The organism is Ruegeria sp. BHSA162 (assembly GCF_059613385.1).
In genome coordinates this window covers 1-18,359 of record NZ_JBXWSK010000010.1, presented here as the reverse complement: position 1 = coordinate 18,359, position 18,359 = coordinate 1, and the positions used below count along the sequence as shown (strand labels likewise).

Here is an 18,359-nt window from a genome sequence, read left to right as displayed (position 1 = left end):
AATTGACCACGGTCAGTTTATAGAATCAAAAATTGACCACGGTCAATATTAAATTTGACCACGGTCAAAAAACATGCGAACAAGCCTCATGCAGAAGACGATTCAGAAACGAACCCTGAAGACCCGCGCCAAGCTGCTGCAGGCGGCGGCGGACGTGGTGCAGAAGAACGGATACCAGGCGTTGCGCGTGGAAGAGGTGGTACAGGCCGCCGGCGTGGCCAAGGGCACCTTCTTTGCCCATTTCCACGACAAGGACGCGCTGATGGAGATATTGATCGGCGAAAAACTGGACGCCTGTCTGGATCAGGCGCAGGCGGCGGAACCGCCGAAAACCGTGCCCCAGATCATCGAGGCTCTGGCCCCGGTGCATGATTTCATGATGTCGGAACGCTACGTGTTCGACCTGCTGATCCGCTATTCCGGTGCCGCCGCGATCTCTGAAATCGGGCCGATCGCCTATTGCTTCGAGAAATACTTCCGGATCGTGATGATGTGGCTGGATCAGGCCGAGGTTAGACAGGACGTGTCGACTGACCTGCTGGCCGAGGGCGTGCAGGCCTTTGCCATCCAGGCCATGTCACTGAAATTCTGCGCCCTGCATTCGGCGACCACATTCACCGACCGGCTGGAAACCTATCTGCGGGCGTGGCTGACTCCGGCGGCCTGACCGCCGGAGCCGAACTCATCAGGCGTGGATCGGACCATCGCCGCAGGCCAGCGCCGCTTCGCGCACGGCCTCGGAATAGGTCGGGTGCGCGTGGCAGGTCAGCGCCAGATCCTCGGCCGAGGCGCCGAACTCCATCGCAACGCAGACCTCGTGGATCAGGTCGCCCGCGCCGGGGCCGATGATGTGGCAGCCCAGGATGCGGTCGGTCTCCTTGTCGGCCAGGATCTTTACGAACCCGTCGGCAGCAAAGTTCGCCTTGGCGCGGCCATTGCCCATGAAGCTGAACTTGCCCACCTTGTAGGCGCGGCCCTGCTCCTTGAGGGTGGCTTCGGTCTCGCCGACATTGGCGACCTCGGGCCAGGTGTAGATCACGCCCGGAATGACGCCATAGTTCACGTGCCCATGCTTGCCCGCGACCACTTCGGCGGCGGCCATGCCTTCGTCCTCGGCCTTGTGGGCCAGCATCGGGCCTTCGATCACGTCGCCGATGGCGTAGATGCCCGGCACGTTGGTCTGCCAGTCCTTGCCGACCTTGATCTGGCCGCGCGGAGTCAGCTCGACCCCCAGCGCCTCCAGACCCAGCCCGTCATGGAACGGCTTGCGCCCGGTGGCGACCAGAACGGTGTCGGCCTCGATCATGTGCTCGCTGTCATCCTTGCGCAGCTTGTAGGTCACCTTGGCCTTGGTCTTGGTGGCCTCGGTCTTTTGCACGGCGGCGCCCATGACGAAGTTCAGGCCCTGTTTTTTCAGGATGCGCTGGAAGGTCTTCTGCACCTCGGGGTCCATGCCCGGGGTGATGACGTCCAGATATTCGATCACCGTCACCTCGGCGCCCAGACGCTGATAGACCGAGCCCAGTTCCAGCCCGATCACGCCTGCGCCGATCACCACCAGCTTTTTCGGGATCTTGCCCAGCTCCAGCGCGCCGGTCGAGGTCACGACGACCTTTTCGTCGACCTCGACGCCGGGCAGCGACGCCGCCTCGGAGCCGGAGGCGATGATGATGTTCTTGGCCTCATGCACCTCATCACCGACCTTGACCTTGCCCGCCGCCGGGATCGAGCCCCAGCCCTTGAGCCAGTCGATCTTGTTCTTCTTGAACAGGAACTCGACGCCTTTGGTGTTGGTGTCGATCACGTCTTGCTTGTAGGCCAGCATCTGTTTCCAGTCGACCGAGGGGCTTTTGCCCTTGAGGCCCATCTTGGCAAAATTGTGCTCGGCCTCGTGCAGCTGATGGCTGGCATGCAGCAGCGCCTTGGACGGAATGCAGCCCACGTTCAGACAGGTGCCGCCCAGCGTCTCGCGCCCTTCGACGACGGCGGTTTTCAGGCCCAGCTGCGCGCAGCGGATGGCGCAGACATAGCCGCCGGGACCGGCGCCGATTACGATGACGTCATAGTTAGCCATTTTGTTCTCCCAAATCCGCGGAGTGTTCCTTTTGAAAAGGCGACCCACGGGGTGGATCGCCTGGGTGCCTGTTCAGACGGGTGTCAGAACCTTCACCTGAATATGTGCGACGCCGCCACGTTCATGGTGCATGGCCAGCTCTTCCGATTCGATGAAGCTCTGGGCCCGGTCCAGATCGGTAATCTCGAACAGGGCAACCGCATGATCGCGCTGTTCGGGGTCTTTCCAGACGTGCAGATCGACAATCCCGGCCGCCTTGCGCATCGGCTTGTCCTCGCGGAACACCTTCAGCCAGGCGTCGAAATCGGCCACGTCTGCCTGCCAGAGTACGTGCGTCGCCATGATCACAGATCCATCAGCAGACGGCGCGGGTCTTCCAGCGCCTCTTTCACGCGCACCAGGAAGGTGACCGCGCCCTTGCCGTCGACGATGCGGTGGTCATAGGACAGCGCCAGATACATCATCGGACGGATCTTGATCTCGCCACTGATGACCATCGGACGTTCCTGAATCTTGTGCATGCCCAGAATGCCCGACTGCGGGGGATTCAGGATCGGAGAGGACATCAGCGAGCCATAGACGCCGCCATTCGAGATGGTGAAGGTGCCGCCCTGCATTTCGGCCATGCTCAGCTTGCCGTCACGGGCGCGTTTGCCCTTCTCGGCGATGGCTTTCTCGATCTCGGCGAACGACATGCGGTCCGCATCGCGGATCACCGGAACCACGAGGCCCTGCGGAGTGCCGGCGGCCACGCCCATGTGGACGTAGTTCTTGTAGACGATGTCATTGCCGTCGATCTCGGCATTGACCTCGGGCACCTCTTTCAGGGCGTGGCAGCAGGCCTTGGTGAAGAAGGACATAAAGCCCAGGCGCACCCCGTGCTTCTTCTCGAACTGTTCCTTGTACTGATTGCGGAGGGCCATCACCTCGGTCATGTCCACCTCGTTGTAGGTGGTCAGGATCGCGGCAGTGTTCTGCGCGTCCTTCAAACGCTTGGCGATGGTCTCGCGCAGGCGCGTCATGCGCACGCGTTCCTCGCGGGCGGCGTCCTCGGCGGCGACGGGCGCGCGCGGGGCTGCGGCCGGTGCCGGTGCCGCCGCGGCAGGGGCAGCGGCGGTTGCGACGGCGCGGGCCACGTCTTCCTTCATGATGCGACCATCGCGGCCGGTGCCGGTGACCTGATCGGCAGACAGGCCGGCTTCGGCCATGGCCTTTTCGGCCGACGGCGCATTGGCCACGTCCTTGCCGGTTGCGGCTGCTGCGGGGGCAGGGGCTGCCGCGGCTTGCGCAGCCGGTGCGGCACCTGCTTCAGCGCCCGAGATCACGGCAAGCTTGGCGGTCGCGTCGACCGTCGCGCCCTCGGGGGCCACGATCTCCGCGAGTACACCCGCAGCCGGAGCCGGGACCTCAACCGAGACCTTGTCGGTCTCCAACTCGCACAGCATTTCGTCCTGTGCGACGGTATCGCCGACCTTCTTGAACCAGGTCGATACTGTCGCTTCGGTGACGGACTCACCCAGTGTCGGAACCATCACGTCGACGCTGCCGCCCGAGGCCGCAGGTGCCGCTGCCGGCGCGGCTTCAGCTTTTGGAGCGGGGGCCGCACCCTCACCGGCCTGGATCGTTGCCAACAGCGCATCAACGCCGACCGTCTCACCTTCGGCGGCTACGATCTCGCCCATCACGCCGGTTGCGGGCGACGGAACCTCGACGGTGACCTTGTCCGTCTCAAGCTCGCACAGCATCTCATCCACGGCGACGGCATCGCCGGGTTTCTTGAACCAGGTTGCGACCGTGGCTTCGGTGACGGACTCGCCCAGCGTGGGAACACGAACTTCAATCGTCATCGTTAATTATCCTTCAATGGTCAGCGCTTCGTTCACCAGCGCTTCTTGTTGGGCTTTGTGTTGGCTGGCCAGACCCGTCGCGGGCGAGGCCGAGGTGGCGCGGCCGGCATAGATCGGCCGGGTATGCTTGGCGCCGATGCGGGACAGGACCCATTCGATATTGGGTTCAATGAATCCCCAGGCACCCTGGTTCTTGGGCTCTTCCTGGCACCAGACCATCTCGGCCTGTTTGAACCGCTCAAGCTCGTTGATCAGCGAATGGGCCGGGAACGGATAGTATTGCTCGATCCGCAGCAGATAGACGTCGTCGATCCCGCGCGCATCGCGTTCTTCAAGCAGGTCGTAGTAGACCTTGCCCGAACACATCACCACGCGCTTGATCTTGTCGTCGGGCACCAGCTGGGTGTCCGAGTTGCCTTTTTGCGCGTCGTCCCACAGCACCCGGTGGAAGCTGGACCCGGTGGTGAAGTCCTCGGCATTGCTGATCGCCAGCTTGTGGCGCAGCAATGATTTGGGCGTCATTAGGATCAGCGGCTTGCGGAAAGTGCGGTGCAGCTGACGGCGCAGGATGTGGAAATAGTTCGCAGGCGTGGTGCAGTTGGCGACGATCCAGTTGTCCTGGCCGCACATCTGCAGGAACCGCTCCAGTCGCGCCGACGAGTGCTCGGGGCCTTGCCCCTCGAACCCGTGCGGCAGCAGGCAGACCAGACCGGACATGCGCAACCATTTGCTTTCGCCCGAGCTAATGAACTGGTCGAACATGATCTGCGCGCCGTTGGCGAAATCGCCGAACTGGGCCTCCCACAGAACCAGCGCGTTGGGCTCGGCCAGCGAATAGCCGTATTCGAAGCCCAGCACCGCGTACTCCGACAGCATCGAGTCGATCACTTCGTACTGCGACTGTCCGGCGCGGATGTGGTTCAGGGGATAGTAGCGCTCCTCGGTCTCCTGGTTGATGAAGCCCGAGTGGCGTTGGCTGAAAGTGCCGCGGGTAGCGTCCTGCCCCGACAGGCGTACCGGATAGCCCTCGGTCAGCAAAGACCCGAAGGCCAGCGCCTCGCCGGTGGCCCAGTCAAATCCCTGACCGGTTTCGAACATCTGTTTCTTGTGTTCAAGAAGGCGGCCCACCGTCTTGTGCAGTGCAAAGCCATCGGGCACCGTCACCAGCGCCTTGCCGACCTCGGCCAGCGTATCCGGCGTGATTGCGGTGTCGCCGCGGACATATTCTTCCTTGTTCTTGTCCAGATGCGACCACCGGCCATCCAGCCAGTCGGCCTTGTTGGGTTTGTAGTCCTTACCGGCCTCGAACTCGTCGTTCAGATGCGCCTGGAAGGCGGCCTTCATGTCCTCGATCTCACCCTCAGGGATCAGACCGTCCTTGACCAGCCGCTCGGTGTACAGCGACAGCGTGGTTTTGTGGGTCTTGATCTTCTTGTACATGATCGGGTTGGTGAACATGGGCTCATCGCCCTCGTTGTGACCGAACCGGCGGTAGCAGAAGATGTCGATGACCACGTCCTTGTGGAACTTCTGGCGGAACTCGGTCGCGACCTTGGCCGCGTGTACCACCGCCTCGGGGTCGTCGCCGTTCACGTGGAAGATCGGCGCCTCGACCATCAGCGCGATATCGGTCGGGTACGGGCTCGACCGCGAGAAATGCGGCGCGGTGGTAAAGCCGATCTGATTGTTCACCACGATATGCATGGTGCCGCCGGTCTTGTGACCGCGCAGACCAGACAGGCCAAAGCCTTCGGCCACGACACCCTGGCCGGCAAAAGCCGCGTCGCCGTGGAGAAGAATGCCCATGACCTTGCTGCGATCGGTGTCGCCAAGCTGGTCCTGCTTGGCGCGGACCTTGCCAAGAACAACCGGGTTCACGGCTTCGAGGTGGGACGGGTTCGCCGTCAGCGACAGGTGCACGGTGTTGCCGTCGAACTCACGGTCGCTGGACGCACCGAGGTGATATTTCACGTCGCCCGACCCATCCACGTCCTCGGGCTTGAAGCTACCGCCCTGGAACTCGTTGAAGATGGCGCGGTAGGGTTTGCCCATCACGTTGGCCAGGATGTTCAGACGTCCGCGGTGCGGCATGCCGATCACGATATCGCTCAGGCCCAGGGCGCCGCCACGCTTGATGATCTGTTCCATCGCGGGGATCAGCGCCTCGCCCCCGTCCAGACCGAACCGCTTGGTGCCCATGTATTTCACATGCAGGAACTTCTCAAAGCCCTCGGCCTCGACCATCTTGTTCAGGATCGCCTTGCGGCCTTCCCGCGTGAACGAGATTTCCTTGCCATAACCTTCGATCCGCTCTTTCAGCCAGGCGGCCTCCTCGGGGTTCGAGATGTGCATGTACTGCAGCGCGAAAGTGCCGCAATAGGTGCGCTTCACGATCTCGACGATCTGGCGCATGCTGGCCATCTGCAGACCCAGCACGTTGTCGATAAAGATCGGCCGGTCCATGTCGGCATCGGTAAAGCCATAGGTCTTGGGGTCCAACTCGGGATGGTTGGTCGCGGCGCGCATGCCAAGCGGGTCCAGATCAGCGGCCAGGTGACCCCGGATCCGATAGGCCCGGATCAGCATCAGCGCGCGGATCGAATCCAGCACGGCGCGCTTGATCTGTTCGTCGCTGACATCAACCCCTGCCTTGGCGGCCTTTTCCTTGATCTTGTTGCCAGCTGCCTTGGCGTCGACCTCGATCCACTCGCCGGTCAGGGCGCCGGTCAGGTCATCATTCGGCATCGGTGGCCAGTCGGGGCGCGCCCACGACGGCCCTTCGGCCTCTTTCTGGACGTCCGGTGCCGCGTCTCCCATCTGCCGGAAAAACTCGGCCCAGGCCGCATCGATCGCGCCGGGATCCTTTGTGTACTGGGCGTATAGCTGCTCCAGGTACTCGGCATTGTGCCCCTGCATGAAGCTCGAGGCATGGAAGGCAGAATTGGGCGAGTGTTCGGTCATTGGGTTACCTCATATGGGTTGGGACCGTATTTGTTGGTGCCTGGCTGGCTGGGGCGGGACAGCCACCACAGAACCAGGAGGGGCGACACCAGAAGAACAAGCAGTGTCGGAATGACGATCAGCAGCGTGGCGCGCGTGAACAGGATGTCGAGGCTTCCGCCATGCTGGAAGCTTGAGGCGAGGCCGATGCCGAAGACCAGAACGGCAAAAGCCCCAAGGATCAAAAGGATCGGCAGCAGCGCGTAGAGACCGTTGCGCCCGGTGTCATGCATGCGCCGCCACGCCACGGCCAGATGCGGAAAGAACACGATCAGTGACACGATGCTCTGCACCGGCTGGCTGGATGTTGCGGTCACCTCGACCGAGCCTTCGGATTGCACGGTCGTGACCTGCCCGAAGAAATGCCAGTCGATCACCGTGGCGATTGCGCTCCAGACCAGAATGAACAGAAAAAAATACCAATACTCGGGGCGAGAGGCCCGCCCCGAGAATGTGAAGTATTTGGAGAAACACGTTTTGACGGCTTCGTTGAAGGTCATGTGTTTCGCTCCGCTGAGGCCAGCCCACGCAAGGGGCCGGCGGTTTACTTGCCGATTGCTTCCAGCACAGCCTCACCCAGCTGCGCCGGGCTTTCGGCCACGACGATGCCGGCGCTGCGCATGGCTTCGATCTTGTCCTCGGCACCTCCTTTGCCGCCGGCAACAATCGCGCCCGCGTGGCCCATGCGGCGGCCCGGAGGCGCCGTGCGGCCGGCGATGAAACCGGCAACGGGCTTCTTGCGGCCCCTCTTGGCCTCATCCGCCAGGAACTGCGCGGCTTCTTCCTCAGCCGAGCCGCCGATCTCGCCGATCATGATGATCGACTCGGTCTCGTCATCGGCCAGGAACCATTCCAGCACGTCGATATGCTCGGTGCCTTTGATCGGGTCGCCGCCTATGCCCACGCAGGTGGACTGGCCCAGACCCACATCGGTGGTCTGCTTGACCGCCTCATAGGTCAGGGTGCCGGAACGCGACACGACGCCGACCGAGCCACGCTTGTGGATGTGGCCGGGCATGATGCCGATTTTGCAGGCGTCGGGCGTGATGACGCCGGGACAGTTCGGGCCGATCAGGCGCGATTTGCTGCCTTCCAGCGCGCGCTTCACCTTCATCATGTCCAGAACCGGGATGCCTTCGGTGATGCAGACGATCACTTCCATCTCGGCGTCGATGGCTTCGAGGATCGAATCCGCGGCAAACGGAGGCGGCACATAGATCACGGTGGCGTTGGCTTCGGTCACGTGCTTGGCTTCGTGGACCGAGTTGAACACGGGCAGGCCCAGATGCTCCATCCCACCTTTGCCCGGGGTCACACCGCCGACCATCTTGGTGCCATAGGCGATGGCCTGTTCAGAGTGGAATGTGCCCTGCGAGCCGGTAAAGCCCTGACAGATCACTTTGGTATTTTCGTCGATGAGGACTGCCATTTGGCGTTCTCCTGTTTTCGGCGGGATCTGACCCGCCAGCATTCATCGGAATGGCGGGCCGCGACCCGCCCTGATTTATCGGGTTCAGCCTTTGACTGCCTTCACGATCTTCTCGGCACCGTCTTTCAGGTTGTCCGCCGCGATCACGTCCAGGCCAGAGGTGTTGATGATCTCTTTGCCTTTTTCGACATTCGTGCCTTCCAGACGCACGACCAGCGGAACCTGCAGGCCGACCTCTTTCACCGCGGCGACCACGCCCTCGGCGATGACGTCACAGCGCATGATGCCGCCGAAGATGTTGACGAGGATGCCTTTGACGTTGGGATCAGACGTGATGATCTTGAACGCCTCGGTCACTTTCTCTTTGGTGGCGCCGCCGCCGACGTCGAGGAAGTTGGCAGGCTCCGCACCGTAAAGCTTGATGATGTCCATCGTCGCCATCGCCAGACCCGCACCGTTGACCATGCAGCCGATCTCGCCGTCCAGCGCGATGTAGTTCAGGTCGTATTTGCTGGCTTCCAGTTCCTTGGGGTCTTCCTCGGTGGTGTCGCGCAGTTCGGCGATGTCGGGGTGGCGGTAGACCGCGTTGCCGTCAAAGCTCAGCTTGGCGTCCAGCACCTTGAGGTCGCCGCCTTCGGCCACGATCAGCGGGTTGATCTCCAGCATCTCCATGTCCTTCTCGACGAAGGCCTTGTACAGGATGCCCATCAGACGCACGCATTGCTTGACCTGCGCGCCTTCCAGACCCAGCGAGAAGGCGATGCGCCGGCCGTGATACGGCTGGTACCCAGTGGCCGGGTCAACCGAGAAGGACAGGATTTTCTCGGGTGTCGCTGCGGCTACTTCTTCGATGTCCATACCGCCTTCGGTCGAGCACACGAACGAGATGCGGCTGGTCTGGCGGTCCACCAGCAGGGCCAGGTACAGCTCGCGCTCGATGCCCGAACCGGCCTCGATGTAAACGCGGTTGACCTGCTTGCCTACGGGGCCGGTCTGGTGGGTGACCAGCGTGCGGCCCAGCATCTTCTTGGCTTCTTCGGCGGCTTCTTCCACCGATTTGGTCAGACGGACACCGCCTTTTTCACCGGCATCGGCCTCTTTGAAGTGACCTTTGCCGCGGCCGCCCGCGTGGATCTGTGCCTTGACCACCCAAAGGGGGCCGTCCAGTTCACCGGCGGCTGTTTTGGCTTCCTCGGCGCGCAGAACTGCACGTCCGTCGGAGACCGGAGCGCCATAGCTGCGAAGAAGAGCCTTGGCCTGATATTCGTGAATGTTCATCGAAACTGTCCCGTCTGACTGCGATTAGATCGTTATAGGGGTGTCTAGCGGTAAAAATTAAAGGGTTTTCTGTCTGGATCGGGTTATTTACCGAAGATTTTCAGCATTTGTGATCACACATTTTCGGGGTGTGATCACAAACAAACCGGTGCCAAAAAATGATTCGAGCGAGTCAGAATAGGCTTTGAAAACATATTCGAAGACCGTGTTCGCAACCCGTTTGCGCCAACATTTCCGGTAGCGTTCGAAGTGGCGGGACCGGACCTGCCAGGCTTTCGGGGCTTGGCGCATTCTCGCAGGCTGGCTAATCTGACCGGGCCTGTGCGGGTCCGGTTGGGTCGGGCCGGTCAAACATGAACAAGCTCCGAGCAGATGACAGTGCCGAACCCAGATTTCCCCGATGTCATGACCTGGATCTTCGATGGATCCGGCAAAGCCGTGTCACTGGACGCCGATGAATTTGCCAGCTGGATACCGGCCGGACCGGAGGGGCAGTTCGCTTGGCAACACCTGAGGCTGGAAGCGTCTGGCACGGTTCCGCTTCTGCGCGCCGGCGGGCTTGATGAGTTCGTGATCGACGCTCTGACGGCGGACGAGACCCGGCCCCGCTGTACCGTCCACGGCGATGGCGTAATCCTGAACCTGCGCGGAGTGAACCTGCAAGAAGGGCAACCGCCCGAAGACATGATCTCGGTCAGGCTGTGGTTGACGGAGAACAAGATCATCGGTGTCTGGCGCCGCCCCTTGGATGCGGTTGCGGACATGCTGGCGGCAATCGACCGCGGGCAGGCACCGAAATCGCCGGGTGACTTCGTCGCGCGCTTGGCCTTGCGGCTGGCAGATAGGGCCGAACCTGCGATCACTGATCTGAACGAACGTGTGGATGATCTAGAAGAGGCGCTTCTTGAGGCGAATGCCGAGATTTCCCGGTCTGAGCTGGCGGCGATCCGCAGGTCCTCCATCGTTCTGCGCCGGTATCTGGTACCCCAGCGCGACGCGCTGACGACGCTCGAGATTGAAGACGTGCCGTGGTTGCAGCCTCACGACCGGTCGCGGTTGCGCGAAGCCTCGGAGCGCATCTACCGGATCGGCGAGGATTTGGCGGCTGTACGGGAGCGGGTTCAGATCATACACGATCAGCTGATGGATGAACGGGCCGAACGTATGAACAACCGTATGCTCGTGCTGTCAGTGGTCAGCGCTGTCTTTCTGCCGCTGGGCCTGGTGGCGGGTGTTCTGGGGATCAATGTCGGTGGCATTCCCGGCGCCGAAAGTCCGCATGCGTTCTGGGTCGTTTGCGCCTTGCTGGTCGCACTTGGCGGGATGCTTCTGGGAGTAGCCAGGTGGCTTGGGATGTTCCGATAGAACTCGAGAGCTCAAAAGAAATGCCCCGCCGGTTGGAGCCAGCGGGGCAGGGTGTCATGCCTTTGGCCGGATCTTTGGTGGGGTCCAAAGATCCGATCAATGTATCAGGCCAATGAGCTGTCGATGCCCTTGCAGGCCTCGATCAGACCTTTCACGGCGTTGACCGAATTGTCGAAACCGGCCTGCTCTTCTTCATTGAGCTGGATGTTGACGACCTTTTCGATTCCGCCGGCGCCGATCACGGTCGGGACGCCCACATACATGCCCTTCACGCCCAACTCGCCATCGCAATAGGCGGCGCAGGGCAGAACGCGCTTCTGATCCTTCAGATAGGCTTCGGCCATCTCGATCGCCGAGGTCGCGGGGGCGTAATAGGCCGAGCCGGTCTTCAGCAGGCCGACGATCTCGGCGCCGCCGTCACGGGTGCGCTGTACGATGGCGTCCAGCTTCTCTTGCGTGGTCCAGCCCATCTTGACCAGATCGGGCAGCGGGATGCCCGCAACGGTCGAATAACGAACCGACGGTACCATCGTGTCGCCATGGCCGCCCAGAACGAAGGCGGTGACGTCTTTCATCGATACGTCGAACTCTTCGGCCAGGAAGTGGCGGAAACGGGCCGAGTCCAGCACGCCAGCCATGCCGCAGACCTTGTTGTGGGGCAGGCCCGAGAATTCGCGCAGCGCCCAGACCATCGCGTCCAGCGGGTTGGTGATGCAGATGACGAAGGCGTCGGGTGCATTGGCGGCGATGCCCTCACCGACCGACTTCATGACCTTCAGGTTGATGCCCAGCAGGTCATCGCGGCTCATGCCCGGCTTGCGCGGCACACCGGCGGTCACGATGCAGACATCGGCACCGGCGATGTCCTCGTAGGATTGGGTGCCTTTCAGCTTGGCGTCAAAGCCCTCGGACGGGCCGGATTCGGCGATGTCCAGCGCCTTGCCTTCCGGGATGCCCTCGGCGATGTCGAACAGAACGACATCCCCCAGTTCCTTCATTGCTGCGAGGTGGGCAAGCGTGCCCCCGATCTGACCTGCGCCGATCAGCGCGATCTTGGGTCTGGCCATTTGGATTGTCTCCGGTCGGTTTTGAAATCGCGGTTTTGCTAGTCGCTAAAACGCCGTTGCGCAAGGGTTCTGCGGCGCGGCATGCGACCGCATACCGTTTGCCTGCCCCCCGCCGGTTGCGCTAAACCACCCGCAGGACAAGCCGTTTCGGGGCCGCCGCATGGTTGAATTGAACCTGATGTTTTTTGCCGTGGCGATCCCGGCTGTGATCTTTGCGGGCATTTCCAAGGGCGGCTTCGGCTCGGGCGTGGCTTTTGCGTCGTCGTCGATTCTGGCGTTGATCCTTGATCCGGGGCAGGCGCTGGCGCTGATGTTGCCGATCCTGATGGTGATCGACCTGGCCACCCTGCGCCCCTACTGGAAACGGTGGAACTGGCCCGACGCGCGTCTGCTGATGCTGGGGGCAGTGCCGGGTGTGGCGCTGGGCGCGCTGCTGTACCGGGCGACCGACGAAGACCTGCTGCGCCTGCTGATCGGGGGCATCTCGGTGGGCTTCGTGGTCTGGCATGTGGCGCAATCCCGCGGCTGGGTGCGCGGTTTCGCCAACCGCCTGCCGCCTCCGGCCGGGCTGTTCGCCGGGCTGGTCGCTGGCTTCACCAGCTTTGTCAGCCACGCCGGCGGCCCGCCCGCCGCCGTCTACCTGCTGTCGCAACGCCTGACGAAAACCGAGTTCCAGGCCACCACCGTGCTGGTCTTCTGGGTCATCAACATCGCCAAGTTCGTCCCCTACGCCTATCTGGGCATGTTCACGCTGCAGACCGCCTGGGCCGACCTGCTGCTGACCCCCTTTGCCATCCTTGGCGCCTGGCTGGGCGTGCGTGCCCATTGGATGATGTCCGAGCGGCTGTTCTTCGGCATCGCCTATGTTCTGCTGACCCTGACCGGGTCAAAGCTGATCTGGGACGCGCTGACCTGATCCTCAGGTGTTCGGCGGCAGAGCTTCGGCCAGCACCTCATAGGCCTCGCCCGCGGCCACCAGGCAGGTCAGCCCGTTGGGCAGGGTCACCGTGATCGTCCAGGTGCCGGTGTCGTCCGAGGCAAAGACCTCCATCACCGCACCCTGCCGCGCCATGCCGATGCCGCGCCGGGTCTCGCCATAGGTCTCGGCCAGCCGCTGCAGCACGTCCGGCCGGGGCGCACAGTTCGGCGTTTGCGCCTGTACCTGCTGCGCCGCCAGCACCATGATGCCCAGCCCCATCGTCATCTGAAACAAACGCTTATTCATTTCCTGCCCCCTTTGCCTGTTGATCGGATCAAGGCTGCCGGAACCCTCTGCAATTGCTGTAAAACCACCGCGCGTTGCGTCACATGCTGCAATGCGGCGATTTGGGTCTTGAAGTTTCCGGCAAAAAATGCCCCATTCTGCGCAACTTTATTTCAAAGAGAGGTTCCCATGGACCCGCGCCAGCGCCCCTACCGCTCTGTTCTGTACATTCCCGGCTCCAAGGAACGGGCGCTCGACAAGGCGCGCACGCTGCCGGTCGATGCCATTATCTTCGATCTGGAAGACGCGGTTGCCGCCGATGAAAAAGAGAACGCACGCGAAACGCTAAAGGCCGCGCTGGCGACGGGCGGATACGGCCCACGCGTCAAGATCGTTCGAATCAACGGCCTCGACACCGACTGGGGCCGTGCCGATGCCGAGGCCGTGCGCGAGATGGATGCCGACGTGGTGCTGCTGCCCAAGGTGAACTCGGCCGCTGATGTCGATGCGCTGGCCGCGATCACCGGCGACCTGCCGATCTGGGCGATGATGGAAACCCCGCGCGGCATGCTGAACGCGGCCGAGATCGCGGCGCATCCGCTGATGGCAGGCTTTGTCATGGGCACCAACGATCTGGCGAAAGAGCTGCAGACCCGCTTCCGCCCCGACCGCCTGCCGCTGATGACCTCTCTGGGCCTGTGCCTGCTGGCCGCCAAGGCCGAGGGGCTGGCGATCATCGATGGCGTTTACAACGCCTTCAAGGATACCGAAGGTCTGGCTGTCGAATGTGCGCAGGGCCGCGACATGGGTTTTGACGGCAAGACCCTGATCCACCCCGCGCAGGTCGAGACCGCCAACACCGCCTTCGCCCCCTCCGAGGCCGAGATCGACCTCGCCCGCCGTCAGATCGCCGCTTTCGAAGAGGTCGAGGCCCAAGGGCAGGGCGTTGCCGTGGTCGATGGCAAGATCGTGGAAAACCTGCACGTTGTAACTGCCCGCGAAATTCTGGCAAAAGCAGAGGCGATATCAGCTTTGTAAGCGGGGTAAGCCAGCATGGGCTTCGTTCTTCTCATTCTCGGCGTGGCGCTTTGGTGGGCCGCGCATCTGTTCAAACGCCTGATGCCCGCGCGCCGCGCGGCCATGGGCGATGCCGGAAAGGGCGCCGTCGCGGGCGCGTTGGTCGTGTCGATCCTGCTGATGATCTTCGGCTATCGCATGACCGATTTCATCCATGTCTGGGCGCCGCCCAGCTTCATGATCCACATCAACAACCTGCTGGTGCTGATCGCCATCTGGATGATGAGCCCGGCCGGAACCAAGGGCCGACTGCTGAACAAGGTGCGTCACCCGATGCTGGGCGGGTTCAAGCTCTGGGCCTTTGCGCATCTGCTGGTCAATGGTGATCTGGCGTCGATCATCCTGTTCGGCGGCCTGTTGGCCTGGGCCGTGGTCGAAGTGATCGTCATCAACAAGTCCGAGCCCGATTGGACCCCGGGCGAGCCCGGAACGCTGGGCAAGGATGCGATGTTCTTCGTGGCCTCGATCGTGCTGCTGGGCATCATCGGCTACATTCATGGGCTGGTCGGCCCGTCTCCGTTCCCGGGCTAGGCAGGTGATGTGATGGCAAAACTTTATCGACTGCTGACTGAAGAGGACACCTCGGACTTCTGCCACAAGGTGTCCGAGGCGCTGGCCAAAGGGTGGGAGCTGCACGGCTCTCCGGCCTATGCGTTCGATCCGTCCACCAGCAAGATGCGCTGTGCGCAGGCCGTGACCAAGGAGGTCGCGGCCGACTATTCCCCCGACATGAAACTGGGACAGCAATAATGGCAAAGACCAATCCGGGCCGCTTTTTCGAGGATTACTCCATCGGGCAGGTGCTGCACCACGCGGTGCCGCGCACCGTGACGGTGGGCGAGCGCGCGCTCTATCATGCGCTCTATCCCGCGCGCCACGCGCTCTATTCCTCGGACGAGTTCGCCCGGAGCTGCGGCCTGCCGCAAAGCCCGATCGACGATCTGGCGGCGTTCCATGTGGTGTTCGGCAAAACGGTGCCGGATGTGTCGCTGAACGCGGTCGCGAACCTGGGCTATGCCGAGGGTCGCTGGCTGCAGCCGGTCTATCCCGGTGACACCTTGCGATCGGAAACCGAGGTGATCGGGCTGAAACAGAACTCGAACGGCAAGACCGGCGTGGTCTGGGTGCGCACGCGCGGCCTGAATCAGCGCGACGAAGTGGTGATCGAATATGTGCGCTGGGTGATGGTGCGGAAATCGAACCTGGATGCGCCGGCACCCGAAACCGTGGTGCCGGACCTGAAAAAGGCGCTGGCGCCCGGCGACCTCGTGGTGCCGAGCGGGCTGGATTTCAGCAAATACGACTTTGCTCTGGCCGGTGAACCGCACCGCTGGGGAGACTACCAGATCGGCGAAACCATCGACCATGTCGACGGCGTGACCGTGGAAGAGGCCGAGCACATGCTGGCCACCCGCTTGTGGCAGAACACTGCCAAGGTGCATTTCGACCTGACCTTCCGCCCCGATGGGCGGTTGATCTATGGCGGCCATGTGATCTCGATGGCGCGCGCGCTGTCGTTCAACGGGCTGGCCAATGCGCAGATGATCGTCGGTTTGAACGGCGGGGCCCATGCCAACCCCTGTTTCGCCGGAGACACCGTCAAGGCGTGGTCCGAGGTGCTGGACAAGGCCGAAACCGGCGTGCCCGGCGTGGGTGCGATCCGGTTGCGACTGGTGGCGACCAAGGGCGGCGAGGCCTTTGCGCTGCGCGGCCCGGATGGAAAATACAGCCCCGACGTCCTGCTGGATCTGGACTATTGGGCGCTGATGCCGATCTGAGCGGGCAGGCCCCCACAGTCTTGTGATCCCGACCGGGCCGAACCGTGCTAGGTTCGGCTCATGTCTTTTCTGCGTATCCTTGCTGCCGCGCTCTGCCTTGCCCGCCCGGCGTCGGCCTGCGAACTGGCGCTGGCGCTGGCCGTAGATGTGTCCGGCTCGGTCGACAGTTCGGAATACCGCATCCAGATGGATGGCCTGGCGGCCGGACTGCGCGATCCGGTCGTGTCCGAGGCGCTGGTGCGCGGCCAGGCCCGGTTGATGCTGGTGCAATGGACCGGGACCTCGCGGCAGCGGATCACCATCCCCTGGACCAAAATTGACGGGTTCGACGCACTGGATACGTTTGCAGCAAAAGTGTCGGCCGATCCGCGTGTCTGGCGCAATTTCTCGACCGCGATCGGTGAGGCGCTGGAAATGACCGTGAACAGCTTTCTCGAGGTGCCCGAGTGCAAGCGTCATCTGATCGACATCTCGGGAGACGGCGTCTCGAACGAAGGGGTTGAACCCACCGAGATCCGGGACCTTTTGCGCCGTCAGGGGATTACGGTGAACGCAATTGCTATCGAGGAGAGCGAACCAGACCTGACGGCCTATTTCTTTGAAAACGTCATAGTCGGCGAAGGGGCCTTCGTCGTATCGGCTGCCGGTTTCAAGGACTATCCCGAACGGATCCGGAAAAAACTTCTGCGTGAAGTCACGCGGCAGACTGCCGATCTGCGCTGAACGCAGAAAGATTCGTGATCACATTGCTTGACCCTTGAAAACGCTAACATTGGAGGGTTGGAATGCATTTTGTGATCACGAGAATATTTTGTGTGATCACGTTTCCGAATTATCGGCCGAATTGCGGGTGATTTGATCTTTTTTGCACGCGCAGCGCGTGACAGGGTCGCAAAATGGAGTAAAAACTTCGGTAGCCAACCTCAAAAGGAGCCGCCATGGCCGATGTCAATCGGGGGAACCGCCCGCTATCGCCGCATCTGTCGATCTATCGTCCGCAGTTGACCTCTGTCACTTCCATCCTGACCCGGATCACCGGCAACGCCATGTTGGTGGCCGCGCTGTTGATCGTCTGGTGGTTCCTGGCCGCAGCCACGTCGCCCGAAGCCTTTGATCGCGCCAATGGTGTGATCACGTCGCTCCTCGGGGACTTGGTCATGGCACTGTCGCTTTGGGGTCTTTGGTACCACACGCTTGCCGGCATCCGGCACCTGATCTGGGACAACGCGATCGGACTGGATATCCCGACAGCCTACAAGCTGGGCTGGGCGGTCGTGATCGGCTCTTTCGTGCTGACTTTTCTGACACTGTTGATCGTTGCCTGAGGGAGGCTGACATGCGTTATCTTACCGACCGCAAACGCGCCGTAGGCCTGGGATCGGCCAAGTCGGGTACCGAACACTTTTGGGCGATGAAGGTCAGCTCGGTTGCGCTGCTGATCCTTGTCCCGCTTTTCGTCTTCACATTCGGCCCCGCGCTGGGACAGCCCTTTGACGTGGTGCTGGACTATTACTCGCGGCCATTCCCGGCGATCGTGGCGGCCCTGACGCTGGCCGTCGGGTTCAAGCATTTCGCTGATGGTGCCCAGGTGATGATCGAGGACTATGTGCACGGCACAATGGAAAAGGTTCTGATCATTCTCGTGAAGTGTCTCTCATATGGCGCCGCGGCCGCAGGTATCTTCGCCGTCGCCCGAATTGCCCTCTAACACCCCGGAGCTGGATGAAATGGCTGCTTACGAATACGAAACGCACGAATATGACGTGGTCGTGGTCGGCGCCGGTGGGGCCGGTCTGCGTGCCACGCTCGGCATGGCCGAACAAGGTCTGCGCACCGCTTGTGTAACCAAGGTTTTTCCGACCCGTTCGCACACCGTTGCGGCGCAGGGTGGCATTGCGGCGTCGCTGTCGAACATGGGCCCCGACCATTGGCAGTGGCACATGTATGACACCGTCAAGGGCTCGGACTGGCTGGGTGACACCGACGCGATGGAATACCTGGCGCGCGAGGCACCCAAGGCCGTCTATGAGTTGGAGCATTACGGTGTGCCGTTCTCGCGCACCGAAGAAGGCAAGATCTATCAGCGTCCCTTTGGTGGCCACACGACCGAATTCGGTGAGGGCCCCGCAGTTCAGCGCACCTGTGCTGCTGCCGACCGGACCGGTCACGCGATTCTGCACACATTGTACGGGCAGTCACTGAAGAACAACGCGGAATTCTACATCGAATATTTCGCCATT

20 protein-coding genes are annotated in these 18,359 nt (G+C 62.1%); 11 read left to right on the top strand and 9 right to left on the bottom strand.

All coding sequences use genetic code 11. The features are described 5' to 3' along the window. The first annotated feature begins 88 nt into the window (after nt 1-88). Complete coding sequence (locus AC2FM5_RS05305; protein WP_170342920.1) at nt 89-667, top strand: TetR/AcrR family transcriptional regulator; 579 nt, start codon at nt 89-91, stop codon at nt 665-667. 18 nt (nt 668-685) lie between these two features. On the opposite strand, the gene lpdA is transcribed toward AC2FM5_RS05305, so the two are convergent. The 7 genes from lpdA to sucC form a co-directional block, all read right to left on the bottom strand. Continuing rightward, nucleotides 686-2,074, bottom strand: coding sequence for a dihydrolipoyl dehydrogenase (gene lpdA, locus AC2FM5_RS05300; RefSeq protein WP_170436055.1), 1,389 nt, complete (start codon nt 2,072-2,074; stop codon nt 686-688). 72 nt (nt 2,075-2,146) lie between these two features. Further along, the gene (locus AC2FM5_RS05295; RefSeq protein WP_170342212.1) at nt 2,147-2,416 is read right to left on the bottom strand and encodes a hypothetical protein; all 270 of its coding nucleotides are present in this window, start codon (nt 2,414-2,416) and stop codon (nt 2,147-2,149) included. 2 nt (nt 2,417-2,418) lie between these two features. Beyond that, complete coding sequence (gene odhB / locus AC2FM5_RS05290; RefSeq protein WP_496734260.1) at nt 2,419-3,921, bottom strand: 2-oxoglutarate dehydrogenase complex dihydrolipoyllysine-residue succinyltransferase; 1,503 nt, start codon at nt 3,919-3,921, stop codon at nt 2,419-2,421. A 6-nt stretch (nt 3,922-3,927) separates the two neighbouring features. Then, a complete protein-coding gene (locus AC2FM5_RS05285; RefSeq protein ID WP_496734258.1) occupies nt 3,928-6,882 on the bottom strand; it encodes a 2-oxoglutarate dehydrogenase E1 component in 2,955 nt (984 codons plus the stop codon). Continuing rightward, complete coding sequence (locus AC2FM5_RS05280) at nt 6,879-7,421, bottom strand: DUF805 domain-containing protein (protein WP_170360119.1); 543 nt, start codon at nt 7,419-7,421, stop codon at nt 6,879-6,881. The genes AC2FM5_RS05285 and AC2FM5_RS05280 overlap by 4 nt, the downstream gene beginning before the upstream one ends. Nucleotides 7,422-7,465: 44 nt before the next feature. Continuing rightward, on the bottom strand, nt 7,466-8,350 hold the full coding sequence (gene sucD / locus AC2FM5_RS05275; RefSeq protein ID WP_170360120.1) for a succinate--CoA ligase subunit alpha: 885 nt from the start codon (nt 8,348-8,350) through the stop codon (nt 7,466-7,468). Between the two features lie 84 nt (nt 8,351-8,434). Next, the gene (sucC, locus tag AC2FM5_RS05270; protein WP_093963486.1) at nt 8,435-9,628 is read right to left on the bottom strand and encodes an ADP-forming succinate--CoA ligase subunit beta; all 1,194 of its coding nucleotides are present in this window, start codon (nt 9,626-9,628) and stop codon (nt 8,435-8,437) included. A gap of 405 nt (nt 9,629-10,033) precedes the next feature. Between sucC and AC2FM5_RS05265 the strand changes: the two genes are divergently transcribed. Beyond that, nucleotides 10,034-10,993 (top strand): zinc transporter ZntB, encoded by a 960-nt coding sequence (locus AC2FM5_RS05265; RefSeq protein ID WP_496734255.1) that lies wholly within the window; start codon nt 10,034-10,036, stop codon nt 10,991-10,993. A gap of 104 nt (nt 10,994-11,097) precedes the next feature. Here the strand turns inward: AC2FM5_RS05265 and mdh are convergent, their stop codons facing one another. After that, complete coding sequence (mdh, locus tag AC2FM5_RS05260; protein WP_170342201.1) at nt 11,098-12,060, bottom strand: malate dehydrogenase; 963 nt, start codon at nt 12,058-12,060, stop codon at nt 11,098-11,100. 160 nt (nt 12,061-12,220) lie between these two features. Here mdh and AC2FM5_RS05255 point away from each other — a divergent pair, with 160 nt between their 5' ends. Beyond that, nucleotides 12,221-12,976, top strand: a complete 756-nt coding sequence (locus AC2FM5_RS05255; protein ID WP_170342199.1) for a sulfite exporter TauE/SafE family protein — start codon at nt 12,221-12,223, stop codon at nt 12,974-12,976. Between the two features lie 3 nt (nt 12,977-12,979). Here AC2FM5_RS05255 and AC2FM5_RS05250 read toward each other — a convergent pair whose 3' ends face one another. Then, entirely contained in the window at nt 12,980-13,285 is a 306-nt protein-coding gene (locus tag AC2FM5_RS05250) for a hypothetical protein (protein ID WP_170420753.1), read from the bottom strand. Nucleotides 13,286-13,453: 168 nt separating this feature from the next. On the opposite strand from AC2FM5_RS05250, the gene AC2FM5_RS05245 reads away from it, so the two are divergent. The 8 genes from AC2FM5_RS05245 to AC2FM5_RS05210 form a co-directional block, all read left to right on the top strand. After that, nucleotides 13,454-14,302 carry an HpcH/HpaI aldolase/citrate lyase family protein gene (locus tag AC2FM5_RS05245; RefSeq protein ID WP_170360125.1) on the top strand — a complete coding sequence of 283 codons (849 nt, stop codon included), beginning with the start codon at nt 13,454-13,456 and terminating at the stop codon, nt 14,300-14,302. 15 nt (nt 14,303-14,317) lie between these two features. After that, nucleotides 14,318-14,872, top strand: coding sequence for an NnrU family protein (locus AC2FM5_RS05240; RefSeq protein WP_170343328.1), 555 nt, complete (start codon nt 14,318-14,320; stop codon nt 14,870-14,872). 12 nt (nt 14,873-14,884) lie between these two features. Further along, nucleotides 14,885-15,091: a DUF1737 domain-containing protein gene (locus AC2FM5_RS05235; protein WP_170343327.1), complete on the top strand. Its 207-nt coding sequence runs from the start codon at nt 14,885-14,887 to the stop codon at nt 15,089-15,091. After that, nucleotides 15,091-16,119, top strand: coding sequence for a MaoC family dehydratase (locus tag AC2FM5_RS05230; protein WP_496734251.1), 1,029 nt, complete (start codon nt 15,091-15,093; stop codon nt 16,117-16,119). The genes AC2FM5_RS05235 and AC2FM5_RS05230 overlap by 1 nt, the downstream gene beginning before the upstream one ends. 60 nt (nt 16,120-16,179) lie before the next feature. Next, a complete protein-coding gene (locus tag AC2FM5_RS05225) occupies nt 16,180-16,842 on the top strand; it encodes a DUF1194 domain-containing protein (RefSeq protein ID WP_496734249.1) in 663 nt (220 codons plus the stop codon). 215 nt (nt 16,843-17,057) lie between these two features. Beyond that, entirely contained in the window at nt 17,058-17,444 is a 387-nt protein-coding gene (gene sdhC, locus AC2FM5_RS05220) for a succinate dehydrogenase, cytochrome b556 subunit (protein ID WP_170343324.1), read from the top strand. Nucleotides 17,445-17,455: 11 nt separating this feature from the next. Further along, nucleotides 17,456-17,827 carry a succinate dehydrogenase, hydrophobic membrane anchor protein gene (gene sdhD, locus AC2FM5_RS05215; RefSeq protein WP_170406739.1) on the top strand — a complete coding sequence of 124 codons (372 nt, stop codon included), beginning with the start codon at nt 17,456-17,458 and terminating at the stop codon, nt 17,825-17,827. A gap of 19 nt (nt 17,828-17,846) precedes the next feature. Beyond that, nucleotides 17,847-18,359, top strand: a 513-nt coding sequence (locus AC2FM5_RS05210; RefSeq protein ID WP_496734246.1) for an FAD-binding protein, incomplete at its 3' end; no start/stop codon positions are given.

Excerpts from the sequence above, each read along its gene's own strand:
- sdhD (WP_170406739.1), top strand. The coding sequence starts at position 17,456 with ATGCGTTATCTTACCGACCGCAAACGCGCCGTAGGCCTGGGATCGGCC.
- odhB (WP_496734260.1), bottom strand. The coding sequence starts at position 3,921 with ATGACGATTGAAGTTCGTGTTCCCACGCTGGGCGAGTCCGTCACCGAA.
- sucC (WP_093963486.1), bottom strand. The coding sequence starts at position 9,628 with ATGAACATTCACGAATATCAGGCCAAGGCTCTTCTTCGCAGCTATGGC.
- AC2FM5_RS05240 (WP_170343328.1), top strand. The coding sequence starts at position 14,318 with ATGGGCTTCGTTCTTCTCATTCTCGGCGTGGCGCTTTGGTGGGCCGCG.
- AC2FM5_RS05235 (WP_170343327.1), top strand. The coding sequence starts at position 14,885 with ATGGCAAAACTTTATCGACTGCTGACTGAAGAGGACACCTCGGACTTC.
- AC2FM5_RS05225 (WP_496734249.1), top strand. The coding sequence starts at position 16,180 with ATGTCTTTTCTGCGTATCCTTGCTGCCGCGCTCTGCCTTGCCCGCCCG.
- AC2FM5_RS05255 (WP_170342199.1), top strand. The coding sequence starts at position 12,221 with ATGGTTGAATTGAACCTGATGTTTTTTGCCGTGGCGATCCCGGCTGTG.
- AC2FM5_RS05295 (WP_170342212.1), bottom strand. The coding sequence starts at position 2,416 with ATGGCGACGCACGTACTCTGGCAGGCAGACGTGGCCGATTTCGACGCC.
- AC2FM5_RS05305 (WP_170342920.1), top strand. The coding sequence starts at position 89 with ATGCAGAAGACGATTCAGAAACGAACCCTGAAGACCCGCGCCAAGCTG.
- AC2FM5_RS05285 (WP_496734258.1), bottom strand. The coding sequence starts at position 6,882 with ATGACCGAACACTCGCCCAATTCTGCCTTCCATGCCTCGAGCTTCATG.
- AC2FM5_RS05250 (WP_170420753.1), bottom strand. The coding sequence starts at position 13,285 with ATGAATAAGCGTTTGTTTCAGATGACGATGGGGCTGGGCATCATGGTG.
- AC2FM5_RS05230 (WP_496734251.1), top strand. The coding sequence starts at position 15,091 with ATGGCAAAGACCAATCCGGGCCGCTTTTTCGAGGATTACTCCATCGGG.
- AC2FM5_RS05265 (WP_496734255.1), top strand. The coding sequence starts at position 10,034 with ATGACCTGGATCTTCGATGGATCCGGCAAAGCCGTGTCACTGGACGCC.
- AC2FM5_RS05280 (WP_170360119.1), bottom strand. The coding sequence starts at position 7,421 with ATGACCTTCAACGAAGCCGTCAAAACGTGTTTCTCCAAATACTTCACA.
- mdh (WP_170342201.1), bottom strand. The coding sequence starts at position 12,060 with ATGGCCAGACCCAAGATCGCGCTGATCGGCGCAGGTCAGATCGGGGGC.
- lpdA (WP_170436055.1), bottom strand. The coding sequence starts at position 2,074 with ATGGCTAACTATGACGTCATCGTAATCGGCGCCGGTCCCGGCGGCTAT.
- AC2FM5_RS05245 (WP_170360125.1), top strand. The coding sequence starts at position 13,454 with ATGGACCCGCGCCAGCGCCCCTACCGCTCTGTTCTGTACATTCCCGGC.
- sucD (WP_170360120.1), bottom strand. The coding sequence starts at position 8,350 with ATGGCAGTCCTCATCGACGAAAATACCAAAGTGATCTGTCAGGGCTTT.
- sdhC (WP_170343324.1), top strand. The coding sequence starts at position 17,058 with ATGGCCGATGTCAATCGGGGGAACCGCCCGCTATCGCCGCATCTGTCG.